Below are 11,178 nucleotides of genomic sequence, written 5' to 3'. Positions count from 1 at the left end.
ACCAGACGCTGATCGACAAGCTCGGTCTCCGTCGCTGACCAATTGACCGGCGGGCTCTCCAAGGGGGCCCGCCGGTCGCGCATTGGCGCATCGGATAGTCCGCTGCCGCAATGCTGAAAAGGAAATTCGCCTGCGCGCATGGCGCGTTCCGGAAACAGCGTTTCCGGCGTCAAGCGCAAGGCCGGCCGACCAGCCGGCCAATCGTGTTCCGGACCGCAGAGGGCTATCCGGAACCGCCCATGGACGGTCGTGGGGCAGGATTGCAGGATGCTCGCTCGGCCTTGAGCCGAATCTATCGAGCTTCCCGTTGTCTTGCCCGTGACTGCCCGAAGGAAGCCAGGGAAGGGAGAACCCGCGACCGTTAGGACGGTGCGGCCCTTTCCGCATATGAAGGACAAGATATGTTCAATCATCACAAAGTGGAAATCGAATGGGGCGGCCGTCCGCTCATCCTGGAGACCGGCAAGATCGCCCGCCAGGCTGACGGCGCGGTGCTGGCCACCTATGGCGAGACCGTGGTTCTGGCCACTGTCGTCTCGATGAAGGAGCCGAAGCCCGGCCTCGATTTCTTCCCGCTCACCGTCAACTACCAGGAAAAGACCTATGCCGCCGGCAAGATCCCGGGCGGCTACTTCAAGCGCGAGGGCCGTCCGAGCGAAAAGGAAACGCTGGTTTCCCGCCTGATCGACCGCCCGATCCGCCCGCTTTTCGCCGACGGCTACAAGAACGACACCCAGATCGTCGTCACCGTCGTCCAGCATGATCTCGAGAATGATCCGGACATCCTGTCGATCGTCGCCACCTCCGCCGCGCTTACGCTCTCGGGCGTGCCCTTCATGGGCCCGATCGGCGGCGCCCGCGTCGGCTACATCAACGGCGAATATGTGCTCAATCCGCATATCGACGAGATGCAGGAATCCAAGCTCGACCTCGTCGTCGCCGGTACCGCCGACGCCGTGCTGATGGTCGAATCCGAGGCCAAGGAACTCTCCGAGGACCTGATGCTCGGCGCCGTCGTGTTCGGCCACAAGAGCTTCCAGCCGGTGATTGAGGCGATCATCAAGCTGGCCGAGGTCGCTGCCAAGGAGCCGCGCGACTTCATGGCGCCGGATTACTCCGCGCTCGAAGCCGAGATGCTGAAGGTCGTCGGAGACGAGCTCCGCGACGCCTACAAGATCATCGACAAGCAGGCGCGCTATGCCGCGGTCGATGCCGTCAAGGCCAAGGTCAAGGCCGCCTTCGCTCCGGCCGAGGGCGAGGAAGCCAAGTACACTTCCGAGCAGATCGGCAGCGTCTTCAAGGAGCTCCAGGCCAAGGTTGTGCGCTGGAACATCCTCGACACCGGCTCGCGCATCGACGGCCGTGACCTCAAGACCGTGCGTAAGATCGTCTCGGAAGTCGGCGTCCTGCCGCGCACCCACGGTTCGGCGCTGTTCACCCGCGGCGAGACCCAGGCGCTGGTGGTTGCCACTCTGGGCACCGGTGAGGACGAGCAATATGTCGATTCGCTCACCGGCATGTACAAGGAGAAGTTCCTTCTCCATTACAACTTCCCGCCCTACTCGGTCGGCGAGACCGGCCGCATGGGCTCGCCGGGCCGCCGCGAAATCGGCCACGGCAAGCTCGCCTGGCGCGCCATCCATCCGATGCTGCCTTCGGCGGAACAGTTCCCCTACACGCTGCGCGTCGTCTCGGAGATCACCGAATCCAATGGTTCGTCGTCGATGGCGACCGTCTGCGGCACCTCGCTGGCGCTGATGGACGCGGGCGTTCCGCTGGCCAAGCCGGTCGCCGGCATCGCCATGGGCCTGATCAAGGAAGGCGAGCGCTTCGCGGTGCTCTCCGACATCCTCGGTGACGAGGACCATCTCGGCGACATGGACTTCAAGGTCGCCGGCACCGCCAATGGCGTCACCTCGCTGCAGATGGACATCAAGATCGATGGCATCACCGAGGAGATCATGGGCATCGCGCTTGCCCAGGCCAAGGACGGCCGCCTGCATATCCTCGGCGAGATGGCGCATGCGCTGTCCGGCGCCCGCGCCGAGCTCGGCGAGTTCGCGCCGCGCATCGAGGTCATGCATATCCCGACCGACAAGATCCGCGACGTCATCGGCTCCGGCGGCAAGGTGATCCGCGAGATCGTCGAGAAGACCGGCGCCAAGATCAACATCGAGGACGACGGCACGGTCAAGATCGCTTCGGCCAACGCCAAGGAGATCGAGGCGGCGAAGAAGTGGATCCACACCATCGTCGCCGAGCCGGAAGTCGGCGAGATCTACGAAGGCACAGTCGTCAAGACGGCCGACTTCGGCGCGTTCGTCAACTTCTTCGGCCCGCGCGACGGTCTCGTTCACATCTCGCAGCTCGCCAATGAGCGCGTCGCCAAGACCTCCGATGTCGTCAAGGAAGGCGACAAGGTTTGGGTCAAGCTGATGGGCTTCGACGAGCGCGGCAAGGTTCGCCTGTCGATGAAGGTCGTCGACCAGGCGACCGGCAAGGAAATCGTCCAGGAGAAGAAGAAGGCCGAAGGCGAGGAAGACGCCGCCTGATCGGTCTGGCTGGATAGTCTAAGACGGGCGCGCCGCAAGGTCGCGCCCGTTTTGTTTCGAGGTGGATGAATGGCCGCCGAGCCGCTGAAGACGCTGTTCTACCCGTTCGAGGCCGAGGCGCTGCCTTTGCCGCGCAAGGAGGCCCGCGTTCTCTTTCTGGGCGCCGAGCCCGGCTTCCGCTTGCCCGAAGGATTCGATGCGGCGCTGCATCTCGTGCAGGGCTTTCGACCGCATTTCCGCGCCTTGCAGGCTTCCGGCTACACGGTCACGCCGCGAGTGGAAGGACAGGGTTACGACATGGCTCTCGTGCTCGCCGGCCGTCATCGCGGTCAGAATGAGTTGCGCATCGCCGAAGCACTCGAGCGTGTCGCGCCGGGCGGGCTGATCGCCGTCGCGGGTGGCAAGGATGACGGCACCGACAGCCTGCGCAAGCGGATCAACGCGCTGGCGCCGCTCGAAGGCCATCTGCCGAAGCATCACGGCGTTGCCTTCTGGTTCCGGCGGGCCGGCACGGAAGCAGCCGAGACGCTGCGCGCCGGCAACCCCGACCTTGTTGTTGGGGGCGGTTTCAAAACCGCGCCTGGCATGTTCTCGTTTGACAGGATTGACGCCGGTTCGAAACTGCTGGCCGCCAGCCTGCCTGATGATCTCAAAGGCAATATCGCTGATCTCTGCGCGGGCTGGGGTTATCTGGCGGCGGAGGTCCTGCAGCGCTCCCAGAGCCTCACCACGCTCGATCTCTATGAAGCGGACTTCGAAGCCCTGAAAGCAGCCAGGTTGAATGTCCGTGGCGCCATCGAGCCGCGCTTCTTCTGGATCGATCTTCTCACCGAGGCGGTCGATCGACGCTACGACGCCATCGTCATGAACCCGCCTTTCCACAGCGGCCGAGCCGCCGAGCCCGGCATTGGCGCCGGCATGATCCGCGCGGCGTCGAAGGCGCTGAAACCGGGCGGCCGCCTGTTCATGGTCGCCAATCGCCAGCTTCCCTATGAACAGGTGCTGTCCGCGGCCTTTGCCAGCCATACCGAGATCGCCCGCGACGGCATGTTCAAGGTGTTGTCGGCGCGCCGCTGAAATACTGTTGCGTGCTGGTTTACTGTAGGCTGACGATCCGTGCGGGCTCGCGGGTGCCGAAAGCAGGCCGCGCTTCGCCGAGTTCGTCCGTGAGTGGCGCCGGCCTGCCGAACAGATAGCCCTGGACCACCTCGCAGCCCGCGGCCCTGAGCAGCGTAGCCTGGTTCTCGGTTTCCACGCCTTCGGCGATGATGCCGACGCCCAGCGCCCGCGACAGCCCGACAATGGTCGAGACGATCGCGCCGGAACCGGAGTCGGTGTCGATGCGGCTGACGAAGGAACGGTCGATCTTCAGCTTGCCGAAGGAGAAGTCGATCAGGTAGCTCAAATTGGAATAGCCTGTTCCGAAATCGTCGACGGCCACCGAAATCCCCATCTCGGCAAGCTGGTCCAGGATCGCGGCGGCGCGGTCGCGATCCTGCATCATCGCCGTCTCGGTGACCTCGAGCTCCAGCCGCGACGGCTTGATGCCGGTCGATTCCATCACCTCGCGCACGATGCCGACGAAATCCCTGGTCATGAACTGGACCGGCGAGATGTTGACGGCGACGAAGCAGTCCTGCGGCAGATGCTTGGCGTCGCTGCAGGCCTTGCGCAGCACCCATTCGCCGATTGGATTGATCATGCCGGTTTCCTCGGCGATCGGAATGAACTCCATCGGCGGAATCATGCCGCGCTCCGGATGCTTCCAGCGGATCAGCGCCTCGTAGCCGACGACGCGGCCGCTCGGCAGATTGAGCTGCGGCTGGTAATGGAGACTGAAGTCGCCGCGGTCGAAAGCGGTCTTCAGCTCCGATTCGATCCATTGCCGATAGTCGGCCACGCGGCCCATGTCGGCGTGGAAGACAGACCAGTTGCCGACGCCGCTGGCCCGCGCATTTTGCAGCGCAAGGTTCGAACGGCGCAGGACCAGAACCGGGTCGACCCCGTCCTTCGGCATCGCCACGATGCCTACCGACAGGCTGACCGACTGCAGGTGGGTCTGCAACTGATAAGGCTCCATCATATCGTTGATGAGCTTTTCGATCAGCCGCTCGATCGAACCACGGATATCGCGGTCCGGCAGCAGGACGCCGAACTCGCCGGCGCCGATGCGCCCGATCACCGCATCCTTCGGCATGCTCTCCTTCAGCCTGCTGGTGAAGGCACGGACAAGGTCGTCGCCATGGCTGTAGCCGATGGCGTCGTTGATCTGCTTGAATCGGTCGATATCGATGTCGATCAGGAACACCGGCTCGCCGGTTCGGATCGTCTCCGAGGCGGCATCGGCTATCTTGCCGACCATGGCCTGGCGCGACAGAAGCCCCGTCAGCTTGTCGAAATTGGTTTCCTTGACGACATAGGCCACCGATTCATCGACGCCGGCGAAGAACGACATCGCCGCACCGCCGGCGGCAAGGGCGCATAGCGCGGCGATGACGCCTATCATCGTCTCGGCCGGCATGCCGGCCATGCCATCGCCGAAGCCGAACCGCAGCCCCCACAATCCGAGGATGAAACTGCCCATGCCGGAGCTGGCGATGGTGATCAGCCGGAACAGCGGTGTTCGCTTCGGGTTACTGACTGGAGACATGCAAGGTCCCTGGATTAAGGGGCCTTGTAGCGGAAACCTCCTTAAGATGAGTTTCCGCCGATGCATCCAATTTTACTGGAAAATGCTCTTTGCCTTAGCGAACTATTCGCGACCACCGTCGTTCTGCTTCAGTTCCTCCAGCGACGGCATCGAAACGATGTGATAGCCGGAATCCACATAATGGATTTCGCCGGTGACACCCGACGAAAGATCGGAGAGCAGGTAAAGCGCCGAGCCGCCGACTTCGTCCAGGGTCACGGTGCGCCGCAGAGGCGAGTTGCGCTGCTGATAGGAGAACATATGGCGGGCGTCGGAAACGCCCGAGCCGGCCAGCGTACGCACCGGTCCGGCCGAGATGCCGTTCACCCTGATGCCGCGCGGCCCGTAGTCATTGGCAAGATAGCGCACGCTGGCCTCGAGCCCCGCCTTGGCGACGCCCATGACATTGTAGTTCGGCATCACCCTCACCGACCCGGCATAGGTCAGCGTGATCATCGAGCCGCCATTGCCCATCAGCGCGGCGGCATTGCGGGCGACCTCGGTGAAGGAATAGCAGGAGATCACCATGGTGCGCACGAAATTGTCGCGGCTGGTGTCGGCGTAGAGGCCCTTGAGCTCGTTCTTGTCGGAAAAGCCGATGGCATGCACCACGAAGTCCAGCCCGCCCCAGGCCTTGCCGAGGGTGTCGAAGGTCGCGGTGACGGAGGCGCTGTCCTCGACGTCGCAAGGCACGATCAAGGAGGCGCCCACCTTCTCGGCGAGCGGCTTGACGCGCCGCCCGAAGGCGTCGCCCTGGTAGGTGAAGGCAAGCTCCGCCCCGTGCTCGGACAATTTCTTGGCGATGCCCCAGGCGATCGAATGATCGTTGGCGACCCCCATGACAAGCCCGCGCTTGCCCTTCATCAACCCTTCCATAAAAGGCAGATCCTTATGCGGAATAGCGTTGGAAAATCAGCGTTGCGTTGGTGCCACCGAAACCGAAGGAATTGGACAAAACGGTGTCGATCTTGGCGTTGTCGATGCGCTTGCGCACGATCGGCATGCGCTCGAATTCCGGATCGAGCTCCTCGATATGGGCGCTCTCGCCGATGAAGCCGCCCTGCATCATCAGGATCGAATAGATCGATTCCTGCACGCCGGCCGCCCCCAGCGAATGGCCGGTGAGCGACTTGGTCGAGGTGATGTAGGGCATCTTGTCGCCGAACACCTCGCGGATGGCGCCCATTTCCCTGGAATCGCCGACCGGCGTCGAGGTGCCGTGGGTGTTGATGTAGTCGACCGGGGTCGGGACGGTGGCAAGCGCCTGCCGCATGCAGCGGATGGCGCCTTCCCCCGAAGGAGCGACCATGTCGTAGCCGTCGGATGTCGCGCCATAGCCGACGATCTCGGCATAGATCTTGGCGCCGCGCGCCCTGGCGTGCTCCAATTCCTCCAGCACCAGCACGCCGGCGCCGCCGGCGATGACAAAACCGTCGCGGTTGACGTCATAGGCGCGCGAAGCGGCCGATGCCTTGTCGTTGAACTTCGACGACATGGCGCCCATGGCGTCGAAAAGGTCCGACATCGTCCAGTCGAGATCTTCGTGGCCGCCGGCGAACATCATGTCCTGCTTGCCCCACTGGATCAACTCATAGGCATTGCCGATGCAATGCGCCGAGGTCGAGCACGCCGACGAGATCGAGTAGTTGACGCCATGGATCTTGAACCATGTGGCCAGGGTGGCCGAGGCCGTCGACGACATCGCCTTCGGCACGGCGAATGGACCGATGCGCTTGGGGCTGTTGTTCTTGATCGTGGTTTCGGCCGCCTCGACGATGGTGCGGGTCGAGGGTCCGCCGGACCCCATCACGATGCCGGTCCGCTCATTGGTGATGTCGCTCTCGCCAAGCCCGGCATCGGCGATCGCCTGGTCCATGGCAACATGGTTCCAGGCCGCACCCTGGCTCAGGAAGCGCATGGCGCGGCGGTCGATCATCGGGGTAGGATCGAGCGTCGGCGCGCCCCAGACCTGGCAGCGGAAGCCGTGCTCGGCGAAGGAATTGGAAAAGCTGATGCCGGATTTGGCATCGTAAAGCGAGCTCTGCACCTCATTGGCATTGTTGCCGATCGACGACACAATGCCGAGCCCTGTCACTACGACCCGTCTCATTCGCAACTCCTTCCGGCGTATCCGGGCGGAAAACCTAGCCGGTTTTCGCCCGTGATCATACGCAAATAAACTGACGTGGCGCCCATTGGGTACGCGGACGCCGTGGCGAAAAACGGTCAGGCGGCCGACTGTTTGGACAGGCCGACCTTCAGATCCGTGGCGGCGTATATGGGTTCGCCATCCGCCTTAAGCCAGCCATCGGCGATGCCGAGCACCAGCCGGCCGCGCATCACGCGCTTGAAGTCGACGCCGTACTCCACCTTCTTCACCGACGGCGTCACCATGCCCTTGAACTTCACCTCGCCGGTCGAAAGCGCCATGCCCTTGCCGGGTTCGCCCAGCCAGCCGAGATAAAAACCCGTCAACTGCCACATGGCGTCGAGGCCGAGGCAGCCTGGCATGATCGGATTGCCGATGAAGTGGCAGGCGAAGAACCACAGGTCCGGCTTGATGTCGAATTCGGCGCGGATGAAGCCCTTGTCAAAAGCGCCGCCGGTCTCGCTGATCTCGGTGATGCGGTCGAACATCAGCATAGGTGGGTAGGGCAGCTGGGCGTTGCCCGGCCCGAACAGGTCGCCGCGGGCGCAGGCGAGCAGTTCCTCGTAATCGTAGCTGGACTTTTGATCCGCCATCAAATTTCCGTCCCCGTGTTCTTTCGCGGGCGGCAGGGCGCCCTTCTCGTTGGTTTCCTAACACACTCTGTTTGCGGCCGGAAACCGGCGTTTGCGCTTAACCCGTGCGCCTGCCCGGGTCAATGCGCGCTATTGATCGCATTCAGACTACAGAATATATGTCGGCTGATGTCCGGTTTTGGCTTTCGACGTCTTTTTGCCACTCTGGACCTGTTGATGGGCTGGGCAACAAGCGTCGAAGCGAAGAGATGGATTCGGGCTACCGGAAGGAAAATGTCGCTGTGGACAAGCGGGTTCGCGAAGCCGGCCTGAGGCCGACGCGCCAGCGCATCGCGCTGGCCGATCTGCTTTTCGCCAAGGGCGACCGCCACCTTTCGGCCGAGGAACTGCACGAAGAGGCGATCGCCGCCGGGGTGCCGGTTTCATTGGCGACGGTCTATAACGCGCTCCATCAGTTCACAGAGGCCGGCCTGTTGCGCATCCTGGCGGTCGAAGGCTCGAAAACCTATTTCGACACCAACACCTCCGACCATCATCACTTCTACGTCGAGGGCGAGAACCGGATTTTCGACATCGAAAGCGGACCGGTCACCGTCTCCAACCTGCCGGCACCGCCGGAGGGCATGGAGATCGCCAATGTCGACATCGTCGTGAGGCTTCGCCCGAAGCGCGGCGACTGATCCCGTGGCGACGCGTCCCGTCGACCTGATCGTCCGGTTTGAATGGGTCACCGTCGCCGCCTTGGCCGTCATTTGCTACGCAATGGCCCACTTTTCCTGGTGGCTGTTTGCGCTGCTTATCCTGGCGCCGGACCTGTCGATGCTGGGCTACCTCGCCGGGCCGCGCCTCGGCGCCGTCACCTATAACGCCTTGCATATCCTGATTGCCCCACTGGTCCTTCTGCTCGCGGGCGCGTTGCTCGCCGGCCCGCTCACGACCGCGGTGGCGCTTATCTGGATAGCGCACATCGCCATCGACCGTGCCCTCGGCTACGGCCTCAAGCTGCCCACCGGTTTTCAGGATACGCATCTCGGCCGCATTGGCCGCCAGCAGGGCGGTGTGTCCAGCTAGGCTGTATTGAGACCCAGGACAGGCTGGGTCGGGAATGGGTTCTCGAGAACTGGAACGAAGCGTACTCAAGGTCGGCGAGCACCGGAAGGGTCATGGGCCTCACCGGGCTCTGTACGTCCGGAGCTATAGACGGCGTCGGGGTTAATGCTGGCTCCACTTTGCCGCCGCGCGAAGTCAACGAACGCCTTGAACGCGGCGGTCGGGTTGCGTCGGCTCGGATAGTAGAGGCTCAACGGCGACAGAATGGGCGTCCAATCCTCAAGCACGCGCACAAGGCGGCCTGCCTCGATGTCGTCTCGCACGTCGGATTCCATCGCCAGGGCCAGACCCACGGACGCGAGGACCGCGGTGCGTGCGAGGCTCGCTTCGTCGAGGGTGATGGCGCCCTGGACGTCGATGTGGACCGATTGTCTGTCCTTCTCGAACGGCCAGCGGTAGATTGCGCCATCGGGAAGCCGGACGCGGAGACAGGAATGCCCGGCGAGATCCTGAGGTACCAGGGGCGTCCCATGAGTTATCAAGTAGGTCGGCGTGCCCACGACGACACTGCGCCGCGCGACACCCAACGGGACCGCGATCATGTCGGCCGGCACGAGGTCGATCCTACGGACGCCGAGGTCGAAGCCGCCTGCGACAATGTCCACCATGCGGCCCTCTGTGACGATGTCGATGTGGACCTGAGGGTGCGCGCGCAGGAACGGTAGGACGAGCGAAGTGAAGATCTCTCGCGCCGCTGTCGGAAAGGCGTTGATGCGCAGCGTACCCGACGGCATCGCCTGCTGAGAGCGCGCAACCTCCATCGCCTCATGAATGTCCTGCACGGCCGGAGCGACCTGCGCGACGAACCGCTGGCCGGCCTCCGTCAATGAGACACTTCGAGTCGTCCGGTTGAAGAGCCGTACGCCAAGCGTGCGCTCCAGCTTTCCGACCGCGTTGCTGAGCGCGGTCGTCGAAACCCCGAGCTCACGCGCTGCCGTGCGAAACTTGCCGCGGCGGGCGACCATGAGAACTGCGTCTAATTCCGTCAGGCTACTTTGCACAATTATCCCGACTTTCGTGATGAGACGTCCCGAATTGTCCTGATTATCGCGCGACCTGTCTACCGCTATTTTGGGGAGCAACGAAACTTCCAGCCGCTGCGGCTGCGATCGCAACAAGCAGGACAAGACCAATGACGCTCGAACTACCACCTCCAATCGCCGCATATGTGGCCGCGAACGCCCGCCTGGACGTTGACGGCATGCTGGCACCCTTCGCAGCCGGGGCGGTCCTCCGCGATAACGGCGCCGTTCTTCGGGGGCCGCTGAAATCAAGCACTTGCTTGAAGAGGCGGTGGTCGGCGCGAAGGCGATTTTCACACCGGATACCGTCCGACACGAGGACGGTCAGGTGGTCGTCGAAGGCCCCGCTCATGGCGAGTTCAAGGGCAGCCCGATCCGCTTCACCTACCGCTTCACGCTCGAAAACGACGCCATCAAGGCTTTGGAGATCACGGCATGACCATCAAAGCTGATCCGACCGAGTTCGCGGGAAAACGCGTCCTCATCAGCGGCGGCACCAAGGGTCTGGGCCGCGCCACTGTCGACCGCTTCCTGGCCGGAGGCGCCCGCGTGATTACATCTGCCCGTGGAACGCTGGAGCCCATCGATAGCGTCGAATTCGTCCAGGCGGACCTGACCACGGCCGAGGGCGGGGAAATGCTGGCCAGGGTGGCGATCGAGCGTCTGGGTGGCGTCGACATCATCGCGCATGTGCTTGGTGGTTCGACCACCCCGGGCGGTGGCTTTGTCGCCCTGACGGACGAGTACTGGCTTTCCGAGCTGAACCTGAACCTCCTGGCCACAGTCCGTCTCGACCGGCTCCTGATTCCGCAGATGATCGAGCGGGGCAGCGGCGCGGTGGTGCACGTCACCTCCATCCAGTCGGTCCTGCCGCTCCCCGACGCAACCACCGCCTATGCCAGCGCCAAGGCCGCGCTCCGGACTTACAGCAAGTCCATCTCCAAGGAGCTGGGTTCCAAGGGCGTTAGAGTCAACGTCCTCTCCCCCGGCTGGATCATGACCGAAGGGACCGATGTATTTCTCAAGCGCATCCAAGCCGCCAACGGTGGCACTGTCGAGGACG

At 63.4% G+C, this 11,178-nt stretch carries 11 protein-coding genes; 6 read left to right on the top strand and 5 right to left on the bottom strand.

Translation table 11 applies throughout. The features are described from left to right. Positions 1-401 precede the first annotated feature (401 nt). Both pnp and EOA27_RS07540 read left to right on the top strand, forming a co-directional pair. On the top strand, positions 402-2,552 hold the full coding sequence (pnp, locus tag EOA27_RS07545) for a polyribonucleotide nucleotidyltransferase (RefSeq protein ID WP_126079406.1): 2,151 nt from the start codon (positions 402-404) through the stop codon (positions 2,550-2,552). A 69-nt stretch (positions 2,553-2,621) separates the two neighbouring features. Further along, positions 2,622-3,629, top strand: a complete 1,008-nt coding sequence (locus EOA27_RS07540) for a class I SAM-dependent methyltransferase (protein ID WP_126079405.1) — start codon at positions 2,622-2,624, stop codon at positions 3,627-3,629. Between the two features lie 19 nt (positions 3,630-3,648). Here the strand turns inward: EOA27_RS07540 and EOA27_RS07535 are convergent, their stop codons facing one another. The 4 genes from EOA27_RS07535 to fabA all read right to left on the bottom strand — a co-directional run bounded on the left by EOA27_RS07535 (position 3,649) and on the right by fabA (position 7,983). Beyond that, positions 3,649-5,202 (bottom strand): bifunctional diguanylate cyclase/phosphodiesterase, encoded by a 1,554-nt coding sequence (locus EOA27_RS07535; protein WP_126079404.1) that lies wholly within the window; start codon positions 5,200-5,202, stop codon positions 3,649-3,651. A gap of 102 nt (positions 5,203-5,304) precedes the next feature. After that, positions 5,305-6,117, bottom strand: a complete 813-nt coding sequence (gene fabI, locus EOA27_RS07530) for an enoyl-ACP reductase FabI (RefSeq protein ID WP_126079403.1) — start codon at positions 6,115-6,117, stop codon at positions 5,305-5,307. A gap of 13 nt (positions 6,118-6,130) precedes the next feature. Further along, the gene (gene fabB / locus EOA27_RS07525; protein WP_126079402.1) at positions 6,131-7,351 is read right to left on the bottom strand and encodes a beta-ketoacyl-ACP synthase I; all 1,221 of its coding nucleotides are present in this window, start codon (positions 7,349-7,351) and stop codon (positions 6,131-6,133) included. 116 nt (positions 7,352-7,467) lie between these two features. Continuing rightward, positions 7,468-7,983, bottom strand: a complete 516-nt coding sequence (fabA, locus tag EOA27_RS07520; protein ID WP_040985924.1) for a 3-hydroxyacyl-[acyl-carrier-protein] dehydratase FabA — start codon at positions 7,981-7,983, stop codon at positions 7,468-7,470. 248 nt (positions 7,984-8,231) lie between these two features. Between fabA and irrA the strand changes: the two genes are divergently transcribed. Next, complete coding sequence (irrA, locus tag EOA27_RS07515; RefSeq protein ID WP_042647097.1) at positions 8,232-8,663, top strand: iron response transcriptional regulator IrrA; 432 nt, start codon at positions 8,232-8,234, stop codon at positions 8,661-8,663. 4 nt (positions 8,664-8,667) lie between these two features. Then, the gene (locus EOA27_RS07510; protein ID WP_126079401.1) at positions 8,668-9,054 is read left to right on the top strand and encodes a DUF4260 domain-containing protein; all 387 of its coding nucleotides are present in this window, start codon (positions 8,668-8,670) and stop codon (positions 9,052-9,054) included. Positions 9,055-9,119: 65 nt separating this feature from the next. On the opposite strand, the gene EOA27_RS07505 is transcribed toward EOA27_RS07510, so the two are convergent. After that, positions 9,120-10,097 (bottom strand): LysR family transcriptional regulator, encoded by a 978-nt coding sequence (locus EOA27_RS07505; RefSeq protein WP_127255841.1) that lies wholly within the window; start codon positions 10,095-10,097, stop codon positions 9,120-9,122. Positions 10,098-10,371: 274 nt separating this feature from the next. Between EOA27_RS07505 and EOA27_RS41990 the strand changes: the two genes are divergently transcribed. Further along, on the top strand, positions 10,372-10,554 hold the full coding sequence (locus EOA27_RS41990; protein WP_245491046.1) for a hypothetical protein: 183 nt from the start codon (positions 10,372-10,374) through the stop codon (positions 10,552-10,554). Next, positions 10,551-11,178 (top strand): SDR family oxidoreductase (locus EOA27_RS07495; protein ID WP_145970288.1); only part of this gene is annotated, 628 nt, incomplete at its 3' end. The genes EOA27_RS41990 and EOA27_RS07495, both read left to right, overlap by 4 nt.

This window comes from Mesorhizobium sp. M2A.F.Ca.ET.037.01.1.1, assembly GCF_003998075.1.
In the GTDB taxonomy this organism is placed as follows: Bacteria; Pseudomonadota; Alphaproteobacteria; order Rhizobiales; family Rhizobiaceae; genus Mesorhizobium.
This window is presented reverse-complemented; position numbering and strand designations above follow the sequence as displayed.